Source organism: Aquitalea magnusonii, assembly GCF_002217795.2.
Classification (GTDB): Bacteria; Pseudomonadota; Gammaproteobacteria; order Burkholderiales; family Chromobacteriaceae; genus Aquitalea; species Aquitalea magnusonii_B.
The window spans coordinates 1,646,381-1,669,874 of sequence record NZ_AP018823.1 but is presented as its reverse complement, the minus strand read 5'-3'; the positions used below and the strand labels follow the sequence as shown (position 1 = coordinate 1,669,874).

At 51.1% G+C, this 23,494-nt stretch carries 24 protein-coding genes; all 24 read left to right on the top strand.

The window, feature by feature from the left end; all coding sequences use genetic code 11:
- Positions 1-162 precede the first annotated feature (162 nt).
- The 24 genes from tssJ (at position 163) to tssG (ending at position 23,483) form a co-directional block, all read left to right on the top strand.
- Positions 163-696, top strand: coding sequence for a type VI secretion system lipoprotein TssJ (tssJ, locus tag DLM_RS08040; RefSeq protein WP_089084309.1), 534 nt, complete (start codon positions 163-165; stop codon positions 694-696).
- Between the two features lie 289 nt (positions 697-985).
- Positions 986-2,332 carry a type VI secretion system baseplate subunit TssK gene (gene tssK, locus DLM_RS08035; RefSeq protein ID WP_089084310.1) on the top strand — a complete coding sequence of 449 codons (1,347 nt, stop codon included), beginning with the start codon at positions 986-988 and terminating at the stop codon, positions 2,330-2,332.
- A 7-nt stretch (positions 2,333-2,339) separates the two neighbouring features.
- Positions 2,340-3,044 (top strand): type IVB secretion system protein IcmH/DotU, encoded by a 705-nt coding sequence (gene icmH / locus DLM_RS08030; RefSeq protein WP_089084311.1) that lies wholly within the window; start codon positions 2,340-2,342, stop codon positions 3,042-3,044.
- Position 3,045: 1 nt separating this feature from the next.
- Positions 3,046-3,525: a type VI secretion system baseplate subunit TssE gene (gene tssE, locus DLM_RS08025; protein ID WP_089084312.1), complete on the top strand. Its 480-nt coding sequence runs from the start codon at positions 3,046-3,048 to the stop codon at positions 3,523-3,525.
- A gap of 60 nt (positions 3,526-3,585) precedes the next feature.
- Positions 3,586-6,243 (top strand): type VI secretion system Vgr family protein, encoded by a 2,658-nt coding sequence (locus tag DLM_RS08020; protein WP_119313214.1) that lies wholly within the window; start codon positions 3,586-3,588, stop codon positions 6,241-6,243.
- The gene (locus tag DLM_RS08015; protein ID WP_089084254.1) at positions 6,240-7,028 is read left to right on the top strand and encodes a DUF4123 domain-containing protein; all 789 of its coding nucleotides are present in this window, start codon (positions 6,240-6,242) and stop codon (positions 7,026-7,028) included. The genes DLM_RS08020 and DLM_RS08015 overlap by 4 nt, the downstream gene beginning before the upstream one ends.
- A 48-nt stretch (positions 7,029-7,076) precedes the next feature.
- The gene (locus tag DLM_RS08010) at positions 7,077-8,447 is read left to right on the top strand and encodes a hypothetical protein (protein ID WP_089084253.1); all 1,371 of its coding nucleotides are present in this window, start codon (positions 7,077-7,079) and stop codon (positions 8,445-8,447) included.
- Positions 8,448-8,712: 265 nt separating this feature from the next.
- Positions 8,713-9,243 (top strand): DUF3304 domain-containing protein, encoded by a 531-nt coding sequence (locus DLM_RS08005; protein WP_167467060.1) that lies wholly within the window; start codon positions 8,713-8,715, stop codon positions 9,241-9,243.
- 251 nt (positions 9,244-9,494) lie between these two features.
- Positions 9,495-10,046 carry a DUF3304 domain-containing protein gene (locus tag DLM_RS08000; RefSeq protein ID WP_089084251.1) on the top strand — a complete coding sequence of 184 codons (552 nt, stop codon included), beginning with the start codon at positions 9,495-9,497 and terminating at the stop codon, positions 10,044-10,046.
- 251 nt (positions 10,047-10,297) lie between these two features.
- Positions 10,298-10,849 (top strand): DUF3304 domain-containing protein, encoded by a 552-nt coding sequence (locus tag DLM_RS07995; RefSeq protein ID WP_089084250.1) that lies wholly within the window; start codon positions 10,298-10,300, stop codon positions 10,847-10,849.
- Positions 10,840-11,037 carry a hypothetical protein gene (locus DLM_RS23000; RefSeq protein WP_145985799.1) on the top strand — a complete coding sequence of 66 codons (198 nt, stop codon included), beginning with the start codon at positions 10,840-10,842 and terminating at the stop codon, positions 11,035-11,037. Before DLM_RS07995 ends, DLM_RS23000 begins: the two co-directional genes overlap by 10 nt.
- A 33-nt stretch (positions 11,038-11,070) precedes the next feature.
- Entirely contained in the window at positions 11,071-11,619 is a 549-nt protein-coding gene (locus tag DLM_RS07990) for a DUF3304 domain-containing protein (protein WP_089084249.1), read from the top strand.
- A 251-nt stretch (positions 11,620-11,870) separates the two neighbouring features.
- Positions 11,871-12,422 (top strand): DUF3304 domain-containing protein, encoded by a 552-nt coding sequence (locus DLM_RS07985; RefSeq protein WP_089084248.1) that lies wholly within the window; start codon positions 11,871-11,873, stop codon positions 12,420-12,422.
- Positions 12,423-12,672: 250 nt separating this feature from the next.
- Positions 12,673-13,221: a DUF3304 domain-containing protein gene (locus tag DLM_RS07980; RefSeq protein WP_167467059.1), complete on the top strand. Its 549-nt coding sequence runs from the start codon at positions 12,673-12,675 to the stop codon at positions 13,219-13,221.
- Positions 13,222-13,472: 251 nt separating this feature from the next.
- Entirely contained in the window at positions 13,473-14,024 is a 552-nt protein-coding gene (locus DLM_RS07975; RefSeq protein WP_145985798.1) for a DUF3304 domain-containing protein, read from the top strand.
- Positions 14,015-16,141: a T6SS phospholipase effector Tle1-like catalytic domain-containing protein gene (locus DLM_RS07970; protein WP_089084245.1), complete on the top strand. Its 2,127-nt coding sequence runs from the start codon at positions 14,015-14,017 to the stop codon at positions 16,139-16,141. Before DLM_RS07975 ends, DLM_RS07970 begins: the two co-directional genes overlap by 10 nt.
- Before the next feature lie 268 nt (positions 16,142-16,409).
- Complete coding sequence (locus tag DLM_RS07965) at positions 16,410-16,961, top strand: ankyrin repeat domain-containing protein (RefSeq protein WP_089084244.1); 552 nt, start codon at positions 16,410-16,412, stop codon at positions 16,959-16,961.
- Positions 16,962-17,173: 212 nt separating this feature from the next.
- Entirely contained in the window at positions 17,174-17,704 is a 531-nt protein-coding gene (locus DLM_RS22995) for a hypothetical protein (RefSeq protein WP_145985797.1), read from the top strand.
- 109 nt (positions 17,705-17,813) lie between these two features.
- Positions 17,814-18,413 carry a hypothetical protein gene (locus DLM_RS22990; RefSeq protein ID WP_145985796.1) on the top strand — a complete coding sequence of 200 codons (600 nt, stop codon included), beginning with the start codon at positions 17,814-17,816 and terminating at the stop codon, positions 18,411-18,413.
- A gap of 122 nt (positions 18,414-18,535) precedes the next feature.
- Positions 18,536-19,066 (top strand): hypothetical protein, encoded by a 531-nt coding sequence (locus DLM_RS07960; RefSeq protein ID WP_145985795.1) that lies wholly within the window; start codon positions 18,536-18,538, stop codon positions 19,064-19,066.
- A 244-nt stretch (positions 19,067-19,310) separates the two neighbouring features.
- Positions 19,311-19,925: a type VI secretion system baseplate subunit TssF gene (locus DLM_RS07955; RefSeq protein ID WP_231960130.1), complete on the top strand. Its 615-nt coding sequence runs from the start codon at positions 19,311-19,313 to the stop codon at positions 19,923-19,925.
- A gap of 59 nt (positions 19,926-19,984) precedes the next feature.
- Complete coding sequence (locus DLM_RS07950) at positions 19,985-20,521, top strand: hypothetical protein (RefSeq protein ID WP_145985794.1); 537 nt, start codon at positions 19,985-19,987, stop codon at positions 20,519-20,521.
- A 101-nt stretch (positions 20,522-20,622) separates the two neighbouring features.
- Complete coding sequence (gene tssF / locus DLM_RS07945) at positions 20,623-22,482, top strand: type VI secretion system baseplate subunit TssF (RefSeq protein ID WP_089084241.1); 1,860 nt, start codon at positions 20,623-20,625, stop codon at positions 22,480-22,482.
- Entirely contained in the window at positions 22,446-23,483 is a 1,038-nt protein-coding gene (gene tssG / locus DLM_RS07940) for a type VI secretion system baseplate subunit TssG (RefSeq protein WP_089084240.1), read from the top strand. Before tssF ends, tssG begins: the two co-directional genes overlap by 37 nt.
- Positions 23,484-23,494: the final 11 nt, after the last annotated feature.

Below are 23,494 nucleotides of genomic sequence, written 5' to 3'. Positions count from 1 at the left end.
CAGCATCTGAACTATTAGTATTTCATTTAAACTATAATCAAAGCAACAAACAAATGATTTATCGCATATTGTAATGTACTTTTTTATGAATTTTGACTAGTTGAAAATACTAGTAAAATATGAATCTTCCACTGGAAATCATTTGGCTGCAGAATTCGCCCCATGTTGAAAAAACCGAGAACGAGAACCTTGCAAAAACTGCTGAAAGCCTTGCCAGTACTGGCATTGGCTGCATGTGGCGGGCCCAAGATGGTGAGCATCACCGGAGAGGGAAGCAAGGGCATGAACCGTGACGTGCAAGGCAAACCACTGTCGGTGGTCGTGCATATCTACCAGTTGCGCAGTGCCGATGCATTCAATCGCATGACGATGGACGCTTTGCTGGCCGGCAAGTCCGAGGCCGAGCTGCTAGGCAAATCACTGATCAGCAGCCGGGAAGTTACCCTCATTCCGGGAGGCAAACTGGCCGAGCAGGAAACCATCAGCGAAGAGACGCAATTCGTTGGTGTGGTTGGCTTTTTCAGGCAGGCCGACCCCACATACTGGCGCTTGCTGTACACGGCAGATGCCATCAAGAGTGCTGGGCTTAATTTCAAGGCAGCAGATTGTTACCTGCAGCCGGCCCGGACAAAGAATACCTCGATCCCCGGACAGCCAGCGCAGCTACCAAGCACTTGCAATATCCATTTGCGCTAAAAAAATGGAAACACCGCTTCAGACTGTCTCAATTTAACAACATCTGTTACGACATATTTAATTCTTGATTTAATTAATTCAATTGAAATAGTCTGGTTAATAAATATGACAAATGATAATTATACTAAGTAAATTTACTCAAATATTGTCCACCACCACTACCCCGGTAGTGAAAATGCGATCGCTGGCCGCTGACCACCGCAGCCAGAAACGAAACTATTGACACCGTGAACGTGGCCATCACGCCGCACAGGCAGCCATATTCTGAGCATGTAAGGTTTGAAATCCGATGCAACAAGCCAAACGGATTCTGTGGGGCGAAGGCATGTTCCTGCGACCACAGCATTTCCAGCAGCAATCTCTTTTCCTGGAGCAAAAAGCCACGGCCTTGCTGCAGAACACACGCCGCCACCAATGGGGAATTACACAATTAAAGTTGGATGAGCAGGCACTCAAGGGAGGGATGGTGCATCTGGATGAGCTGGCCGTGCTGTTTCGGGACGGCACGCTGTACCAAGCACCCGCGCATGCTGCATTACCCATGTCACGCGACCTGAATGCCCTGCCGCAACTGGGCATCAAGACCAGGCTGTATGCCTGCCTGGCCGACATGCAATCCTATGGCGGCAATACACGCAGCGGCACAGGCAGTGCCCGCCCCACCCGCTTTATCAGCCAGCAAAGCGAATTGGGTGATCTGTACACCCAGGCGGTGGATGCGGATGTCAGCACACTGGAACTGGACATCCGCCTGATGCTGGAACAGGAAAACCGCGACGGCTACGACGCTATCGCACTGTGTGATCTGGAAAAAAACGCCACCGGGCAATGGGTGGTAGCCAGCGAGTTTATCCCGCCGCTTACCACGGTAAGCGCATCGAATGATCTCCAGCAGATGCTGCGCCGCCTGCTGGATATCCTGCTGGTGAAAAGCCAGTCGCTGAGCGGCAGCCACCGCGAGCGGGCTAAAAGTGTTGTCGAATATGGCTCTACGGATATCAGCTCGTTTTGGCTGCTGCACAGTGTAAACCGTAATTTTGCCCGCCTGCGCCACCTGTCCTTGTGCCAGCCGCTCCATCCGGAAGAGTTGTACGTGGCGCTGGCCGAGTTTTGCGGGGAGCTGCAAACCTTCTCCACCCTGTACAGCCTGGCCGACATCCCGCCCTATCGCCACGACCAGCTACAACAGGTGTTCCCGGTGCTGGATCGGCAAATCCGCGAGCTGTTGGAGACCGTGATTTCGGCCCGTTACACCGTTATTCCGCTGCACTCGCCCAAACCTTCCTTCCATATTGGACGGCTGGAAAGTGATCGCCTGCTGGAAAACGTGGATTTCTACCTGTCCGTACACAGCGAGCTGCCCGCCTCCCAGGTGATCGACAACGTGCCACTGAAAATGAAGATTGGCGCGCCGGACGATGTAGAAAAAATCCTCAACTCGGCCTTGCGCGGTGTAGCCATCCACCATGCGGCACAAACGCCATCGGCAGTGCCGGTCCGCGTGGGCAATCACTACTTTGCCTTTGAACCGCACGGCGACATCTTCAGCCGCATGCTGCAGTCGCGCAGCATCTGCATTTATGTTCCGCAAACCTTGTCAGATCTCAGCCTTGAGCTGATCGCCGTCTTCCGTTGAGAGCGCCATGAGCCAAGCCACCATTACCCCAAGCACCGAACGCCCCATCACCGTGTCCGCCCCCGCCTCACCCTCGCTGCGCGAAATGCTGGAGGACGGCATCTACCTGCTGTTTCTGTTGAAGGATGGCAATGCACCGGGCAGTGCGGTGGAGTTCAACCGCCGCGTGGACAGCTTTTTATCGCAATACGAAAAGAACGCCCGCAACTTCAACAAGGACATGAACGAAGTCAATCACGCCAAATACGCTTTTTGCGCGCTGATGGACGAAATCATTCTGTCCTCGGTCTTCTCCCTGCGTGACGAATGGGAGCGCATGCCATTGCAACTACGGCTGTTTGGCGAACATCTTGCCGGCGAAGGCTTTTTCCAGCGCCTGGAACAACTGCGGCTGGAGCCCGCCAAGAGCATCGAGGCACTGGAAGTGTTTTATACCTGCCTGCTGCTGGGCTTTCAGGGCAAATATCTGTTGGAAGGCGAAGAAAAACTGGGCTATCTCACCCACAAACTGGGTCAGGAAATACAGCAGGTGCGTGGAGGCAAGGCAGAATTCGCCCCCAACTGGCAGTTGCCGCAGCGCTTCCAGGCCTTTGTGCGGCACGAACTGCCCTTATGGCTGTATTTCGCCCTGCTGGCGGTGGTGGGTAGCGGCATCTTCCTGACCTACCGCTGGCTGTTGTCACAACAGCTCAGCAAGCTGTTTGGCGGCTGAGATGAGTAGCTTCAGCCGACACACGCTACTGCAGCCATCGGTGCTTGACCGACTGCTGGACGACCATCCGGAAAACAGTGCATTTGACCATGCCGCGCTGTACGAGCTGCCCCAGTTCAAGCAGTCGTTGGCGCGTGATCTGGAAGCCCTGCTCAACACAAGGCTGATGCCGGCTGAAGTGCGCGATGACGACTACCCGCTGGCACGCCGCAGCATGCTCAACTATGGCATTCCCGACCTGAGCGGCATCAGCCTGCTGAATCCGGACGATCGCGAACTGCTGCGCGAACAACTGCGCCGCGCCATCGAAACGCACGAACCGCGCCTGTCGCGCGTGCGCGTCAATCTGGACGCCCCGCGTGAAATGGAGCGGCACCTACGCTTTCGCGTGGACGCCGTGCTGCGCATTCATCCGCACCGCCCGCCCGTCACTTTCGACGCCACGCTGCAACTGTCATCCAATGTATACAAGGTGCAATAAGCATGGCACGCCCCGCCCTGCCAGCGCAGCCCCTTGTCATGAATAAGAGATAAATCCGGGATGGACCTTACCAGCCTTTTAAGCAGCTTCGCCGCCGCCTTTTCCCAGCACCAGCGTCTGCTCACCCTGCAGCTGGATGGCGGGCAGATCGCCGCCGAGCAGTTATTGCCACACACGCTGGACGGCAGCGAGGGCGTGTCGGAGGCCTATCGCTATCAGCTCAGTTGTTTGTCGCCGGATGGCACTATCGAACTCAAGTCCTTATTGGGTGTAGCCGCCCGCCTGGGGGTGCTGGATGCCGCTGGCAGCCAGGTAGTGCGCTGTGGCGTGGTGTCACGCGCCGAGCTGTTAGGCAGCGATGGCGGCTTTGCCAAGTACGGCCTCACCATCGAGCCGCCGTTTGCCCTGCTGCGGCTGCGTCGTACCTCGCGGGTGTTTCAGGACTTGTCGGTGCCGGACATCGTCAAACAGATCCTGGCCGAGCATCAGGCCAACAACCCGGTGTTTGCCCAAGTGCAGACGCTGGAGTTCCACACCGCCAGCGCCAGCCCGCGCAGTTATTGCCTGCAATACCGTGAGAGTGATTTCGACTTCATCGTGCGGCTGCTGCATGAAGAGGGGTATGCGTGGAGGTTTGAACATATCGATGGCGAGCATCCGCAGGTCAAGCTGGTGGTGTTTGATGACGCTTACAGCCTGCCGCCGGCGGCCAGTGAGCGGGTGCGTTTTCATCGCAGCGATGCCACCGAGGAAGAAGACGGCCTCACCGATTGGAGCGCCGCGCGGCAGGTGGTGTCCGGTGCGGTGGCACTGGCCAGTTTCGATTACCAGCCGGTGAGCACCCAGCACAGCGGCGATCAGAGCCGCATCCAGCAAGGCCGCAGTGGTGATGCACTGCAATCCACCTTGCAGGATTACGACCCGCAGTCGCTGTACTACGCCAGCGATGCCGAGCAACTGAGTCAGTATGCGCAGCGGCGTCAGCAGGCGCACGATGTGCAGGCCAAGCAATTCTCTGGCAGCGGCTCAGTACGCAGCCTGCTCGCTGGCCAATGGTTCCGCCTGGATGAACATCCGCTGCACGAGGGCGATAGCAGCGAACAGCGCGAGTTTGTCGTCACCGGTCAAACCTTCCGCGCCAACAACAATCTGCCGGGTGAGCTGGCCAGCAGCCTGCGCGGCTTGCTGGGAGATAGCAGCACATCAAACGACAGCCAGAACAGCAGCCCCTTCCAGACCACCATCACCGCCCAGCGCCGCGGCATTCCGCTCACCCCGGCTTACGCCCACAGCGCGCAGGCCAAGCCGACATCTAAAGGTGTACAGACCGCCACCGTGGTCGGCCCGGAAGGCGAAGAAGTCCATACCGACGAGTTGGGCCGCATCAAGGTGCAGTTCCACTGGCAGCGGCCAGACGAACACCCCGGCAGCGGCGCCAATCTGGACGACCGCTCCTCCTGCTGGCTGCGCGTGGCCATGCCCAGCGCCGGGGCCGGCTGGGGCCACCAGTTCATCCCGCGCATCGGCCAGGAAGTGCTGGTCGACTTTATCGAAGGCGATATCGACCGCCCGGTGATTGTTGGCGTGCTGTACAACGGCAGCCACGCCACCCCGGCCTTCAGCGGTGCCGGCGCTTTGCCCGCCAACAAGACCCTGTCCGGCATCAAATCCAAAGAACACCAGGGCGGCCAGTACAACGAACTGCTGTTCGACGACACGCCCGGTGAAGTCCGCGCCAAGCTCAGTAGCGAAGCGGGCAAGACCCAGCTCAACCAGGGCTACCTCACCCACCCGCGCAGCAATGGCAAAGCCCAGCCGCGCGGCGAAGGCTTCGAACTACGCACCGACCAGCACGGCGCCATCCGCGCCGGCCACGGCCTGCTCATCAGCACCGAAGCGCAAAACGGCGCATCCGGCAAACAACTGGCGCGCGAACACGCACAAAGCCAGCTCGACGCCGCGCTCAGCCTCAGCCAAAGCCTGGGCGACACCGCCGCCGCGCAACTGGCCGACAGCATGGAAACCGGGCCGGACGCCATCAACTCCGACAACGGCAAAGACGGCAACAAGGACAGCGGCCACCTGCAACACCACGCCGCCGCACTCAAAGCCTGGGAAGCCGGCAGCAATACCGACAAGGAAGGCAAAACCGCCAGCAGCGGCAACAGCAGCCAGGCTGGCCAACAGCCGCTGCTCATCCTGTCCGCCCCGGCCGGCATCGCCAGCCTCACCGAACAAAGCCACACCCTCAGCGCTGGAACCAACCTCAACCTCATCGCCCAACGCGATGCCAACCACACCACCGGCCGCCGCTGGCTGCACAACGTCGGTCAGCACATCAGCCTGTTTGTGGCCGGGGTGAAGGACAAGGTGGCGCTGAAGCTGATTGCGGCGAAGGGCAAGGTGCAGGTGCAAGCGCAGAGCGATGCGATGGAACTGACGGCGGATAAGGATGTGACCATCACCTCCTGCAAAGAAAGGATTGTGGTCAATGCCAAGCAGGAAATATTACTGACGGCAGGAGGCGGATATATCCGCATCGCAGGTGGCAATATCGAAATCCACTGTCCGGGGACAGTAAGCGTGAAGGGGGTGAGCCACAATCTGAGCGGGCCGGACCAGATGAATCCGCCCCTGCCAAGCTTCCCTAACACCGTCTGCAAACCCTGTATGGCCAAAGCATTCAATCAGGCCAATCCGCTGGTAGCCGCCAAATGAGTCAACGCATCCTGTTAAACCAAGCCACGCCTGAGGCCTGGCTCACGCTGCTGCAGAACCATGCTGCCGCACTGGCGCTGGAATGGCTGGACCTGATTGTGGATCAGGCGGAATTAAGCCCTGCATGGCAAAACCGGATTACCACACTCAACAAACCGGTGGCACTGCTACAGGACACCCCGCACGAAGAAGCGGCAGAAGCTGGCCCGGTACTGCTACGCGTACCGCTCCATGTCACCGCCCCGCAACTGCTGAAATTACTGCAGCAATGGCATGGCCAGCCCAGGGTAATGGCCCTGCTAAGCAGCTGGGACTTTGCCGACCTGGTCAATAACTGCCGTCTGTGCCTGCAGGCATCCTGGGAACGGGGATTGAAAAAAGGCGTATTGCGCTATCACGACCCCCGGCTGTTTGCCGCAGTGGTGGATACGCTGGATGACGACAATCGCAGCCTGCTATTACGCCCCACCCGTGAATGGCACTGGCTGGACCGTGATGGCAACGCCCGCATGCAGGACACCGGGAAATGGCAAAGTCCGCCGCCTGCCATCTGGCTGGACGAAACCCTGCCATTACAAGACAGCCAGGTGGATGCCCTGGCCAATTGGCATGTTGCCGAGCAATGGCGGCAAAACCACCTGCTCAGCCCGGAGGAATTCCAACTGCAGTCCGAAGAAGAGCTGATGACGCGGCTGGCACACGCGCACCAGGCTGCGGACAAAGCAAAATTGTGGTCGGAAGATGCACGCCTGCCATTCATTGAGCAATTTTTGTGTATTAACTAAGCATATTTAAGATGTTGTAACGACACCCTTAGCGAAGACAAATCAAAAATGAAAATCAAACAGAAAAGCACCACTGCACTTCTTAGCTGGGCATTCTTGATTAGCAACATATCAACAGCACCAATAGCATTGGCTGGCAATAATACTTCTCCACTGGCAGGCAGTTATGTATTGACAGACGACAACTGGCTACCATCCCATCTAAAACTGGAAAAGTCAGGAAAGTTTCAATGGAATTTATATTACAACGGGCACTATAACGTTAGCGGCACCTGGAATATAAAAGATGAAAAAATAAACCTAATAGCCAACAAAGAAAAAGGCCACCCGAAGTACCAGCCATACATATCAGATCAAATAAGATTCCGCCACCCCAACGACGTGATCGGCACCTACATCATTGGCACCGAAATACAAGGCATAACTGGAGATGCCGCAATTTTTGAAGATGAAAAAGGCCAAATAATAAATGGCGAAACAGATCAGAGAAATAGAGGTTTGCTAACAGCAAAAAAACCTCCTTCCTGGGGGCCATGGAAAAGAGTCGCCCTTAAGCGTATTGACGGTGAAGACAAATGGAACTGGTTTTCCGTCACAGATGCTGCACAGGAGAGCGGCATCATGCCTATGATGCTAAAAAATTCCAACAAAATTGCTCCGGCATTCAATAACATCTTACTTTCCTTAAATAATGGGGAAAACGACGAATTGATACTTTCCATGCCAAAGCCGGAAATAAAAGAAAACCCTTTCGCAAAAAGTATTCAAAGCTTATCTTATCGAAAACAGGAAAAGCCAATCAAAGAAAAATTTATAATCGGAAAATACACATCATCCAGTACAAAATCTGAATTATGGTTAGAAAAAAATCACAGAGCAGCATGGTACTCGCAATTTGACTATCTGGAAGGAAAATGGCATATCGAAAATGGACTAGTTAAGTTCACAACCGAACTGCCTAAAACTCAGCCTACCTACCGCTTAATGACTAATGATGAAGAAAAAATCATTAAGCCTGCCACCAATGAGGAGCTGATTATTGTCGTTGGCGTGCCAAAAGCTGGAGGTGCCGAGGATATCGAAGTGCAATTCCAATCAAATGGAAAAATATTGGGTCATGCAGTCAGCAACAGTAGCGGCGATGCCATTTTACAGTGGAGCGGATCGGCTTCTGACTGGACAAAGGTCGGTTTACGAAGAAACGGCAGCCATGATTCTTGGTCCTGGTTTGACATTCCACCTGAGCGACGCAGCAAGCGCATTGTCGGTGTAGCCATCAATGATCTTGGTTTGCTTAAACCCTTTGTATCTGAGTTATGGATAGGTCAATCTCAAGATGGTAGGCTTATTTTACTAGACCCACTCATGAAGTCGGCTCTGCGCTACACGAAGAAAACAGAAAATAGTAATGCGCCTTAAAATAAATCCAAGTTAGCTGACACAGTCAATGCAACGAATGATGGCAAGTGCTTTTAATTAATTAGGCATAACACAGCCACATCGAGGGCACTTGCCATACAAAAAATGGATGAATAGAAAAGCCATGAAGGCGCTAATAGGTATCGAAAAATAGCACAAAATTATCAGAAAATGGCTATCTGCCTACTCGACGACGCAAACCAGGATATGGAATTGCTATGCGAAGCAACGCGCTTAGCAACAGAAAATGTTAAGAAATAAATTATTGGCCATCATCAGCACCCTTGCCCTGCTTAGCGGCTGCCAAAGCATGGCCGACGAAGCCACCATTGGCATTCCAGGCAGAGTAGTTAATACCGACAGTAATATCATAATACTCCGTGCAAGCCTGAATGGTAGCGGAGTGAGTGGGGCTGGTGGTGATGAATGCTGCATGAGTATCCCAGCCAAATGGAAGCCGGGCATGACAGCAACGCTTAGCTGGACCAAGGACCCCAGTCCTGACATTAACCCTGATGGGAAAAGAGCCCCTATAATAAAGAATGGAATAAGCACTCCAGAATGGGATTCCTGGATGGCAAACCACAGGAAGAATTATAGAACTATAGAAAAAACAATACCACTCCCTAAATATGGGGAGACGTGTGGAGTAACATTCGTATTTTTACCGTGCGACGATGCGCGTGTAATAATTGATTGCGAAGAAGAACACCGGTTGTTTTCGAAACTACCTGGCGGTAAAAATTTTGATTCAGAACTAATTCGCCGTCTTGGAGGGAAAAAGACATGCCGGTAAGCCTTGCCCCACACTATCCGGAATCTGGCTTCTTTCCAACTAGGATTGCGGACATCTTGCGACAGCGCCGCGAACAACAAAAGGATATTGCCGAAAGCTGAATGGATGAATGGGTCGTTTAATAGCCCACCCTTTAACAGTAGCCAACAGCATGACGATTCGACGATGCAGCAAATAAAATGACCAGCAAAAATATTGGCAAGTAGTACATAAAATGACAATACGAAACGATTCAACCAAGCAAGAGCACAATGTTTAACAATAAATTATTGGCCTTTATTATCAGCACCCTTGCCCTGCTTAGCGGCTGCCAAAGCATGACCGACGAAGCCACTATTGGTATTGCTGGCAGAGTAGTGAATGCAGACAGCAGCGTCCAAATACTTAATGCAAGCCTGAATGGCAGCGGTGTGAGCGGGTCTGGTGGTGATGAATGCTGCATGAGTATCCCGGCCAAATGGAAACCGGGCATGGCCGCAACGCTTAGCTGGACCAAAGACCCCAGTCCGGGAGTCAATCCAGATGGGAAAAGACGACCAGCTCTGCCGAATGGAATAACTACTCCAGAATGGGAAAAGTGGATGAAAATTCATGAAGCCAATTATAAAAAAATGGAAAAGATCATCCCCTTACCAAAGTATAGTAAGACGTGTGGAGTGACATTTGTATTTTTACCATGCGATGATGCGCGGGTAATTCTAGATTGCAATGAAGAGTACAATTTATTCAGAACATTACCTGGTGGGAAGGACCGCTATCCTGAATTGATTCGTCGTATGGGAGGACGTGCGGTATGCCAGTAAGTCTTGCACCTCACTATCCGGAATCCGGCTTCTTTCCAAGCAGGATTGCGGACATCTTGCGACAACGCCGCGAACAGCAAAAGGATATTGCCGAAAGCTGCATGAAGGAACGTACCATTAAATATGGCTGATTCTTAAAGGCGGCAAACAGCATGATGATTCGACGATGCAATAAATAAAGTAACCAGCAAAATATTGGCAAGCCCTACGCAAAATGACGATACGAAACGATTCAACCAAGCAACAGCACAATGTTTAACAAAAAATTATTGGCCATTATCATCAGCACCCTTGCCCTGCTTAGCGGCTGCCAAAGCATGGCCGACGAAGCCACCATTGGCATTGCTGGTAGAGTAGTGAATGCTGACAGCAGCGTTAAAATACTACGTGCAAGTCTGAATGGTAGCGGCGTGAGTGGTTCTGGCGGTGATGAATGTTGCATGAGCATCCCGGCCAAATGGAAGCCGGGCATGACCGCAACGCTTAGCTGGACCAAGGACCCCAGTCCGGAAGTCAATCCAGATGGAAAAAGACGACCAGCTCTGCCGAATGGAATAACTACTCCAGAATGGGAAAAGTGGATGAATATTCATGAAGCCAATTATAAAAAAATGGAAAAAATCATCCCCTTACCTAAATATGGTGAGACGTGTGGAGTGACATTTGTATTTTTACCATGTGACGATGCGCGAGTTATTCTAGATTGCGATGAGAGATACAAATTATTCAGAACATTACCTGGTGGCAAGGACCGCTATCCTGAATTGATTCGTCGTATGGGAGGACGTGCGGTATGCCAGTAAGTCTTGCACCTCACTATCCGGAATCCGGCTTCTTTCCAACCCGAATTGCGGACATCTTACGACAATGCTGCGAACAGCAAAAGGATATTGCCGAAAGCTGCATGATTGAACGTACCGTTCAATCTGCATCAGACGATGCAGTAAATAAAATGACCAGCAAAAATATTGACAAGCCCTACGCAAAATGACGATACGAGACAATTCAACCAAGCAACTGCACAATGTTTAACAATAAATTACTGGCCATCATCAGCACCCTTGCCCTGCTTAGCGGCTGCCAAAGCATGGCCGACGAAGCCACTATTGGCGTTCCAGGCCAGGTAGTCAACACCGACAGCAGTATCAATATTCTTAATGCAAGCCTGAATGGTAGCGGTGCAAGTGGAACAGGTGGCCAAGAATGCTGCATGAGCATCCCGGCCAAATGGAAACCGGGCATGACTGCAACGCTTAGCTGGACCAAGGACCCCAGTCCGGGAGTCAATCCAGATGGGAAAAGACGACCAGCTCTGCCGAATGGAATAACTACTCCAGAATGGGAAAAGTGGATGAAAATTCATGAAGCCAATTATAAAAAAATGGAAAAGATCATCCCCTTACCTAAATATGGTGAGACGTGCGGTGTCACATTTGTATTTTTACCATGCGACGATGCACGTGTAGTGATTGATTGCGAAGAAAAACACCGGTTGTTTTCGAAGCTACCAGGCGGTAAAAATTTTGATTTTGAGCTAATTCATCGCATGGGAGGGCGTGCAGTATGCCAGTAAGTCTTGCACCTCACTATCCGGAATCCGGCTTCTTTCCAAGCAGAATTGCGGACATCTTGCGACAACGCCGCGAACAGCAAAAGGATATTGCCGAAAGCTGCATGAAGGAACGTACCATTAAATATGGCTGACTCTTAAAGGCGGCAAACAGCATGACGATTCGACGATGCAATAAATAATGTAACCAGCAAAATATTGGCAAGACCTACGCAAAATGACGATACGAAACGATTCAACCAAGCAACAGCACAATGTTTAACAATAAATTATTGGCCATCACCATCAGCACCCTTGCCCTGCTTAGCGGCTGCCAAAGCATGGCCGACGAAGCCACCATTGGCGTTCCAGCACGGGTAGTCAACACCGATAGCAGTATTAAAATACTTAATGCAAGCCTGAATGGTAGCGGTGCAAGTGGAACAGGTGGCCAAGAATGCTGCATGAGCATTCCGGCCAAATGGAAACCTGGCATGACCGCAACGCTTAGCTGGACCAAGGACCCTAGCCCAGGAGTTAACCCAGATGGGTCACGACCACCGAAACTTACTAGTGAAATATCTACCCCAGAATGGGAAAGGTGGGTAAAAATACACAAATCTAATTATAAAAAAATGGAAAGAACTATCCCTTTACCAAAGTACGGAGAAACATGCGGCGTAACTTTCATCTTTCTTCCGTGTGATGGCATCAGAATTGTTATAGATTGTGACGAAAAATACAGTCTCTTCAAGGATCTTCCTGGTGGAAAGGAATTTTATCCTGAACTAGCCCGTCGTGCGGGGGGAGCAAAAACATGCCGGTAAGTCTTGCACCACACTCCCCTGAGGCTGGTTACTTTCCAAGCAACATAGCCCATATCTTGCCACAACGCCGCGAACAGCAAAAAGATATTGCCGAAAGCTGCATGAATGAGTGAGTTGTTAAATAGTCCGCGCTTTAACTGTAACCAACAGCATGACGATTCGACGATGCAGTAAATAAAATAACCAGCAAAATATTGGCAAGTAGTACATAAAATGACAATACGAAACGATGCAACCAGGCAACTGCACAATGTTTAACAATAAATTACTGGCCATCATCAGCGCCCTTGCCCTGCTTAGCGGCTGCCAAAGTATGGCCGATGAAGCCACTATTGGCGTTCCAGCACGGGTGGTCAACACCGATAGCAGTATTAAAATACTTAATGCAAGCCTGAATGGTAGCGGTGCAAGTGGTACAGGTGGTCAAGAATGCTGCATGAGCATTCCGGCCAAATGGAAACCGGGCATGACCGCAACGCTTAGCTGGACCAAGGACCCCAGTCCGGGAGTCAATCCAGATGGGAAAAGACGACCAGCTCTGCCGAATGGAATAACTACTCCAGAATGGGAAAAGTGGATGAAAATTCATGAAGCCAATTATAAAAAAATGGAAAAGATCATCCCCTTACCTAAATATGGTGAGACGTGCGGTGTCACATTTGTATTTTTACCCTGCGACGATGCACGTGTAGTGATTGATTGCGAAGAAAAACACCGGTTGTTTTCAAAGCTACCAGGCGGTAAAAATTTTGATTTTGAGCTAATTCGTCGCATGGGAGGGCGTACGGTATGCCAGTAAGTCTTGCACCTCACTATCCGGAATCCGGCTTCTTTCCAACCCGAATTGCGGACATCTTGCGACAGCGCCGCGAACAGCAAAAGGATATTGCCGAAAGCTGCATGAAGGAACGTACCATTGAATATGGCTGATTCTTAAAGGCGGCAAACAGCATGATGATTCGACGATGCAGTAAATAAAATAACCGGCAAAATATTGGCAAGTACTACTTAAAATGACCATGCAAAACAATTCAATCAAGGAACAATTCAGTGTCAAGAAATAAATTATTGGCCTTCATTATCAGCACCCTTGCCCTGCTTAGCGGCTGCCAAAGCATGGCCGACGAAGCCACTATTGGTGTTCCTGGCAGGGTAGTCAATACAGACCGTAGTATCATTATTCTTAATGCAAGCCTGAATGGCAGCGGTGTGAGTGGAACAGGTGGTCAAGAGTGCTGCATGAGCATTCCGGCCAAATGGAAGCCGGGCATGACAGCAACGCTTAGCTGGACCAAGGACCCCAGTCCTGACATTAACCCTGATGGCAAAAGTGCCCCGGTAATAAAGAATGGTATAAGCACCCCAGAATGGAAAGCCTGGATGGCAAACCACAGGAAGAATTATAGAACTATAGAAAAAACCATCCCCCTACCTAAATATGGAGAAACATGTGGGGTAACTTTTATTTTTCTTCCGTGTGATGGCATCAGAATTGTTATAGATTGTGACGAAAAATACAGTCTCTTCAAGGATCTTCCTGGTGGAAAGGAATTTTATGCTGAACTAGCCCGTCGTGCGGGGGGAGCAAAAACATGCCGGTAAGTCTTGCACCACACTACCCTGAGGCTGGTTACTTTCCAACCAACATAGCCCATATCTTGCAACAACGCCGCGAACAGCAAAAAGATATTGCTGAAAGCTGCATGGACGAACGCGCAGCTGGCAAACCAGCACCCTGCGATATGGTGCTAAATATCAGCCTGTTCTTTGATGGAACCAATAATCATGGTGATTCCGATGATAAGGCAAACCCGGTATGTAGCAGTAATATCCGTCGTCTCTACAACGCCACAATCGGTGAAGTATCTGCTCAGAAGAGTGGATACTTCAGTTATTACATGCAAGGTGTTGGTACAGAATTTAAAAAAATCGGCGAAGATGGCCCTTCTTCCAGCGGGCTGAGTTTTGCCAGTGGTGGCGAGCGCAGAATTCTATGGGGATTAACCCGGCTTATTGATGCTTTACAACAAAGTTTGATTTCAAAGGAAGTTGATGACCGTCAAGCCATGAAGGTAATCCAGCAAATGGAATTTACCTACAAGGAGGGTAATCATGGCGTGATGGTAAAAACCGGCACCAGCAAGGATGATCGCCGCGCAGCGATGAAGGCTGGCATGAGCGATGTTCTGGCCAAACTGGATAGCAAGCCGACCATCCTGAAAATCAAGCTGTACATTTATGGCTTTTCCCGTGGCGCTGCCGAGGCCCGTGCTTTTTTGTGGCGCCTGGATGAGCAGATGCAGGACAGCGCCTTCTTTGGCATCCCGCTGACAGTGGAATTTCTCGGGGTACTGGATACGGTGGCCTCGGTTGGCCTGACCGAGCTGGCCCCCGGTGCACAAGGCCATATGGATTGGGCTGATGGCACCATGCAACTGCCGCAGCGCGAGTGGCTCAAGCGCTGTGCCCACCTGGTGAGCGCACACGAACAGCGCCTGTGTTTTCCACTGGACTCGGTGGCCACCACCACCCAGGGTGCCTACCCTTCCTGCGTGGTAGGCGAATGGGTTTATCCCGGCATGCACAGTGATGTAGGCGGTGGTTACCCGCCAAACGATCAAGGCAAGGCGCGCGAAGGACAGGAAATGTTGCTGTCGCAGATTCCGCTGAATCATCTGTATCGCCTGGCTTTCGATGCGGGGGCACCGCTAAAAATTGACGCCAGCCGTTGCAAGGGTGGAACTGCAAGTGAGAAGTCCAAAATCAAAATGTTGCAAAGTAGCGAGCCATGGAGGTTCTTTGACAAGAACACATCAGATTTATTCATGGTTGAAACACAACTCATCCAGCGCTTCAATGCATGGCGGCATGCGTCAAGATCAGGCGGCTCGCTGATTGACCTGATCAAGAACCAGACTGCGCAAATCAATGCCTGGCGTATCGAGCGCTATGCAGGCGGCTTGCATGGCAGTGGCGGGCAAAGCCAGGAAACTACCGACTACTACAAATATGCGGCGACAGAACGCGAAACGCCGGACTGGGCAATCAAACAAGAGAAGGATGCCTGGGAAACCCAAAGTAAAAAGGGCAAAGCCAGTGCTACCAAGATGAAGTGGCCGGAGCACCGCGTTTCCAATATCAATGGCCGCGGTAGCCATGTCGAGCCCGTGCCCGAGGACAGCATGTCGGCCAATGACAAGGCTTATGTAGGCCGGGACTATCAACCCAATTTGTCCAAGGGCTATGAACCTACCCTGGACGGAACCCAGCTGCGGATGGGTGCCAAAGACTTCCGCGATGACTATCTGGGCCTTCACAGCGTAGACCCGAACCCGCTAGGTTGGCTGGCATCCCTGTTTACTGCCATCTCCCGCCCCTTCAGTGCCGACTGTACCGGCACCGAGCGCGCAATGCTGATCAAACACAGCGAGGCCAAATACCAGAAGCTGATTCAAAACGCGGATCTCATGCTGCTATTCGACGAACATGTCCACGACTCCCGCGCCTGGTTCATGCAATCCACTCTGGGCAAGCTAGAACCCCATGGCTCTTATTGGCGCTATCGCACCATCTTTTTCACGGATGACGACAACAACAAGAAACTCATCTGCAAGGCCCCGGATAGCGAGAAAGATGATGATGATTCCGCTGCTGCAGCCGAGCAGCCAGACCAAGGCACAACAACGCCAAGCAAGGACTTACCCGCCACGGCCTTTTGACATGCCTGCCACCTTGGCGATGGGCAACGATGCATGGGTGCGATGACCTGGCCTTATAAATTAAGACAGCCAATCTGCCGAGCAAGATGCAGCGGGGAAGGCTGGGATACATATAAGCAAAGAAGATACTGATCAAATGAAAAGATACATATATCCAGCGCGAATTACATCGAATATAAAAACGCAGATACTCGCCCTGGACATATTTTCCAGTCCAAAATAGCAGACCCTATGATACATGGGTAAAATACTTCAGGGAGTTTAAAAAATGAAATTAAAGACCATATTAACCATCATTGCCCTTACAAGCACGACCACTATATTTGCATGTGATTTGCACGAATGGAAAATGACAATAAAAAATGGAACCATTGAATCTGTTACCAAATTTATAAAGTCCAATCACTGCGAGATAAACCAGGAACTGGATAGCCTATCCAAGACGCCGCTAGTCTATGCAATTGAAGAAAAAAACATGGGCGCGATCACTGCAATCGTAAATGCAGGGGGTGATGTTAACTACGACGGCTACGATGGAAAAACACCACTTTACTATGCCATCAGCAGCCATCAAATAAATAGTGTGAAATACCTCATTTCGCACGGAGCCGACACGAATTCGAACACTCGCTTTTCAGGAATGACATTACTCATGTTTTCCATTTTAGAGGCAAAACCAGCCATAACGGCTTACTTAGTCTCTCATGGAGCATCACTTAATGAACAAGACAAATACGGTCAAAAGCCTGTTGATTACGTAAAAAAACTGGCAGCACCACAGCGAGCACCCATGTATAGAGCATTACTAAATCAACAATAAATTAAAAAGACCAATACATGTAACACCTATCGCGACATATAAACATTACTCATACCATGATTGGAATATAGTATTAGCACACCATACTTATTTGTTATTGAAAAATGCAAAACAAGCAAAAATAAAAAAACTACAAGCAGTTTTATAAAGTGTTGGAAATTTAAATAATTCATCATCAAGTCATTTTAAAAATACAGAAATAGCAAGCTCAAATGAAAAATTTCATTCGTGCAAAAATTCTGATCGCAAGTATTTTTACATCACTACAAATCACAGCAGCACCACTATATGTTGAAAAAAATACGACAACGCAATGCGGTGGCTTACACCTTGGCATCACCATGTCATGCCAAGCATCAGGCGACGCATTCACTGCGGGGCATTGCAAAATGCCTGGGCTATTAAAAATTGAAAATGCAAACTCCAAAAAAACGCTCACAACAAAAATACCTAATCTGTCTTCGCAAGACGCTTTACCTTACATTAAAAGCAAAACATACCCAACTCTTTATCCACGAGTAATTAGCTGCGCCGTTGTCAATGGCAATCAGTTTGTACAAATTTCGTACTATAGCAATGACAAGCAAAGCTCATGGAATGAATTGACCGAATACTACAGCGAAAATGGATTAATTCAAAAAGGAAAACAGGAAGACTTATTGATTCGATTCTTCGCTGGGCATGTAAGTCAATCTACAAGCAAGTATGTAGATTTAAATGATGAAGATAAGTTGGATAAATAAATACACCCCGACCACTTCAAGCAAAGTTGGAATGCACGGGAAGAGCTAAATACCAGATAAACATTCTTGTTTAATTTAAATATCGACATACAAATCAATGGAGAAATTATTGAACAGTTACACATTGACGACAGTGAGTAGATTTTCTTTTGCCTTGCTTGCACTTCTTGCATCAAATTCATCTGATGCTGAATCGCTGAAAATACAATCGCCGTCACAGAATGAGTCCGTATCTTATAATTGCAGTCAATCCACATGTTCCGCATGGATTGACCGTCATAGTGATAGGTTGTTCTTTTTTAAAAACCTCCCTATTAATGCAGTTACAGCAAGATGGATATCTTCAGACATAGCTCAAGTATCATTTTCATGCGGAAGCCCATGCTCCGTAAGCTTCTTTTATAAAGAATCAAAAGGTATTTCAAAAGATATCCATGACATTCTTGCGATTAGCATACCGAATGAATGTGCCTTAATACCTACCGACGACGGAATTGCCACAATCTATCTATTTGATAAAAATCAAGACAGGACACTGTGGCACGCAAGATACAATGATAGAAAATTTGATTTTAACACTCAATCGGCCACACCATTCTCAACAATAAAAGCAAAATTCAATGCAGATAACACCCTGGAGTTGAATTACCAAAATAGCAATAACTCCTTAATTAGCAGGAAAATTAAAAATCCATGCATTATTAAATAATCACACCAAATCATATTGGCATTAATTGAAGTAACAAGTCAAATCAATACATTGAGAATTAAAGAAGATTACTACTGAAAAATCCAAAACCCGCAAGACGATCACAAGGGAGGATTTTCAACGTGAAATTAAAACTACTTCTATTAACAAGTACGTTAGCTGCAAACACATCTTTCGCAGGCAGCAGAGGATATAATATAGTTCTAATAAACATTGGAGAGCAAAGTTTTTACCATTCAGAAGAGTACAAAAATTTTATCGAAATGAATATCGATCTCAATAAAGAATGTTGGAATAGCACTGCCGCGGGTGAAGAGAAAATATCTCTCATTGCAAAGAAAAAAATACCACCAGGCATCACGGTAAAACTTGCTCGCCAGGCAATAAATGGCGACAGCAGCTCAATCGAATCCATCAGAAAATTGATGATTGGATACAAGGATGAGAATGCGTACCGTGGCTTTGACGGGACATTAATAATCGATCCCAATCCAGAAAAAATTAAAATAATGGGAATTGGGATAAATTCAAAAAATCCATCAAAAATATTTGAAAGCAATTGGAAAACATTCCCTGCAAGGAAAAAGGCACAGCAGCTTGATCTTTTATTTTGCAAAGCAAGCAACCCTCTTGATATTGGATTTGGATTTTAAAATAAAACACCAACCACAGCAGACATTACAAGGAATCGTACGAATCCAATCAAGCACACAAACAACCAGGATAACAAACCAGCAACTGCGTTATCACTTTGCAAAGCCTCAAGAATAGCCTTGCAGCTTACCATTCACCACAGATTGCATAACAAAAAATCACAATAAATTAAAAATGAACCTACTATCCGTTTTGCCAAATTTAGCTATGAAACCACTATTGAACCCGTTGAGTTTCTTTTAAATGCTTGAATCCCTCCTCCCCTATTACGAGCGCGAGCTTGGCCATTTACGGGAATTGTCCGGCGAGTTTGCCCGCCGCTACCCGAAGATAGCCGGCCGGCTGCAGATGGAAGGCGACCAGTGCGCCGATCCGCACACCGAGCGGTTGATCGAATCGTTTGCGCTGCTGGCGGCGCGCATCCACAAAAAGCTGGATGATGATTATCCGGAAGTGGCGGAAAGCTTTCTGAATGTGCTGTATCCGCACTATCTGCAGCCCATTCCCGCCGCCACCATCGTGCAGCTGGAGTGTGACCCGGCGCGGCCGGAAATTACCCGCCGCTACCGGGTGGAGCGTGGCCAGATGGTGCAGGCGCCAGCCATCAACGGTGTGGTGTGCAAGTTCCGCAGCGCTTATCCGGTGGATTTGTACCCGCTGTCGCTCAGCGAGGTGCGGCTGGAGCTGACCAGCGGTTCGGCCTATCTGCGCCAGTTGGCACCGGATGCTGCCGCGGTGTTGACGCTGGAATTGCAAACCCACGGCGGTTTGTCGGTGAGTGCCATCGGGCTGGAGTCGCTACGCTTTTTCCTGGACGGCGAACCGGCACAATCGACACTTTCGACCCAGATAAGTTAAATAAAGAATTATTTGGATTCGACAGTAAGAAATCATCAAAAAGCAGAAAGACAACTTAAATGAGAAAAACCAAAACACTAAGTTTTGCATTAAGTCTACTTGGGATGATTACCACAGGGGTCGCGCTCGCAGGCAGTCGGGAGGCATATTTTATATTAACCGCAGCATCCAATGCGGAGTCTGCTGACTATGCATACAAAAGCCTTGACCAGTTCTTCAACAAAGAACTTGATAGCCAATACTATCGATGCGGCGATAAAAATACTTACCCAGAAGAGTTGGATTTTGATAAAGTTTTTTTAAAAAAAATGCCTACCCAACTCAAGAAAATTGATATAAATCATTTGGAAAAACCATCGGAATCAAAAAAACTACGGTCTCTACTTAGAATTTATCATGATGCAGATGCCCCGCAGGGGTTCGACATCTTCATTACTTACAAAAAAATTGGCGAGCGAATAGAGTTCACATCCCTTGGCGCATCTGATCTAAGCATCAAGAAAGCTTACTCTGAAAATTCCTCACCCAAAGCAATAGCAAAACCACTTTGCAAGATAATTACTGGAACTGGTTTTTCAGATTACATCAAACCATAAAAAGCATAATACCAATAGAAAATACAATATTTTCGCCACAGGAAAATAGATAAACCACTCAAGCTTCAAAACAACGAAACCATATCCAATTTAATTAAACAATGCTTGAATCCCTACTCCCCTATTACGAGCGCGAGCTTGGCCATTTACGGGAATTGTCCGGCGAGTTTGCCCGCCGCTACCCGAAGATAGCCGGCCGGCTGCAGATGGAAGGCGACCAGTGCGCCGATCCGCACACCGAGCGGCTGATCGAATCGTTTGCGCTGCTGGCGGCGCGCATCCACAAAAAGCTGGATGATGATTATCCGGAAGTGGCGGAAAGCTTTCTGAATGTGCTGTATCCGCACTATCTGCAGCCCATTCCCGCCGCCACCATCGTGCAGCTGGAGTGCGACCCGGCGCGGCCGGAAATTGCCCGCCGCTACCGGGTGGAGCGTGGCCAGATGGTGCAGGCGCCAGCCATCAACGGTGTGGTGTGCAAGTTCCGCAGCGCTTATCCGGTGGACTTGTACCCGCTGTCGCTCAGCGAGGCGCGGCTGGAGCTGACCAGCGGTTCGCCCTATCTGCGCCAGTTGGCACCGGATGCTGCCGCGGTGTTGACGCTGGAATTGCAAACCCACGGCGGTTTGCCGGTGAATGCCATCGGGCTGGAGTCGCTGCGCTTTTTCCTGGATGGCGAACCGGCACAGATGCACCTGTTGTATGAGCTGCTGCTGGCCAATGTGCGGCGGGTGCAGGTGGGCGATGGCAGCGAAGACCCGGCCCGTACCCGGCAGTTGCCCGCGTCCTGCATCACCCCGGTGGGCTTTGGCCGTGACGAGGGCATGCTGGAGTATGACGAGCGCTCCTTTGTCGGCTACCGGCTGTTAACCGAGTACTTCTGCTATCCGGACAAATTCCTGTTTGTTGATTTGGGCAATCTGGACAAGGCCGTAGTGCGGCTGGATGGCGACCGGCTGGTGCTGCGGGTGATGCTGGACAAGTTTCCGGATGGCGAGCGCTATAACCGCCTGCTGACCCAGTTGGGCGTGCAGCATCTGAAGCTGGGCTGCACGCCGGTGGTGAACCTGTTTCGCCATGCGGCGGAGCCGATTCGGGTGACGCATCAGAAGTCGTCCTATGCGGTTAGCCCCGATGGCCGCAAGCCACACGCCTACGAGGTGGTGCAGATCAGGCGGGTGCAAAGAGTGGAAAAATCTACCGAGGGCGAACGCAGCGAGGAAGTGCCGCCCTTTTATGCCATCCGTCATGCCGTGCAGGACAAGGCAGCGCGCTTTTACTGGCATGCCAGTCGCCAGGATTCGCCGCATCAGGGCGACAAGGGCAGCGACCTGGAAATCCACCTGGTAGATCTGGCCTTCCACCCGGTGCGCCCGGCTACCGAAGTGCTGAGCCTGGAGCTGCTGTGCAGCAACCGCGACCTGCCCGAACAGATTCCCTTTGGCGGCAGCCAGGCCACGGCCCGCTCGGACTTCACCATTCCCGGCCACGCGGTGGTCAAGCGGGTGCGGCTGTTGCGCAAGCCCGGTGCCACCCAGCGCAGCCCGCTGGGGCGTGCGGTGCAGTGGCGGCTGATTTCGCATCTGTCGCTCAATTATCTGTCCATTGTCGATTCCGGCGTGGAGGCACTGCAGGAGATGCTGACGCTGTACAACCTGACCGATTCCGCCGCCAACAGCCGGCAAATCCAGGGCATTGTGGCAGTAGCCAGCGGGCCGGCAGTCACTCGGGTGGCCGGGCGGGACTTCACCGGTTTTGTCCGTGGCAGCGATATCCGGCTGAAGCTGGATGCCGATTATTACGTGGGGGGCAGCGTGTATCTGTTTGCCTCGGTGCTGGAGCGTTTTTTTGCCCTGTACTGCGCCCCCAATAGTTTCACCCGCCTGCATGTGGAAAACGTACAGGACAGCGAGGAGGTGCTGACATGGCCAGCCCGAGCCGGCGAAGCCCTCGTGATTTGAGGCAGGAACTGGCGGCCGATGCCAGCCAGTTCGGTTTTTTCCAGGCGGTACGCCTGCTGGCGCTGTCGGGACGCAAGCGCGCTGGCAGCAAACGACGCCTGCCCGCCGAGCTGCGGTTTCGCACCCTGGCCACCCTGTCGTTTCCGCCCAGTGAACTGGCGGGCTACCAACCGGCACCGGAACCGGAGCAGGCACCAGACGACGCCCCCGCCACCGCGGAAATGGCCATCAGCTTCATGGGGCTTACCGGGCCATCCGGAGCCTTGCCCATGGCCTATACCGAGCTGCTGCTGGAGCGCAAGCTGCGCCATCGCGACAGCTCCATGCATGCGTTTTTCGATATTTTCAGCCATCGGGCAACGGCGCTGTTTTACGAAGCCTGGCACAAGTACCGCTTCTGGCTGGATCTGGAAGCCGGTGAGCGCGATGGTTTCACCCGCCACCTGCTGGACTTGGGCGGCACCGGCCTCTCCACCTTGCGCCAACAAATCGGGGAGCGCATGGCACTGGACGAAAACCTGTTCGTCTACTTTGCCGGCCTGCTCAGCCAGAAACCGATGTCGGCCCAGTCGCTGGCCACGCTGATTGAAAGCTTTTTTGGCGTCAACGCCCAGGTTGAGCAATTTGTCGGCCAATGGATGGTGCTGCCCGAATCCGAGCAAAGCCGGCTGGGCGATCAGGCCTGCGAACTGGGGGTATCGCTACTGGCAGGCAGCCGGGTGTGGGACCGCCAGACCAAGCTGCGCCTGCGTCTGGGCAGCATGGATGCACAACGCTATACCGCGCTGCTGCCCGGTGGCGATGCCGCTGCCGCGCTGCGCGCGATACTGCAGTTTGCACTGGGCCACAACCTGGCGGTGGAAGTCTGCCTGGTACTGGAAAAACAAGCCGTGCCCGCGGCCACCCTGTCCGCCGCCACCCCGCTGCTGCTGGGTGGCAATTGCTGGCTGGGGCCGCAGTCACACGATCCGGACGATATGCGTTACGCCCTGCTGCACTAGCCGGACAGGCT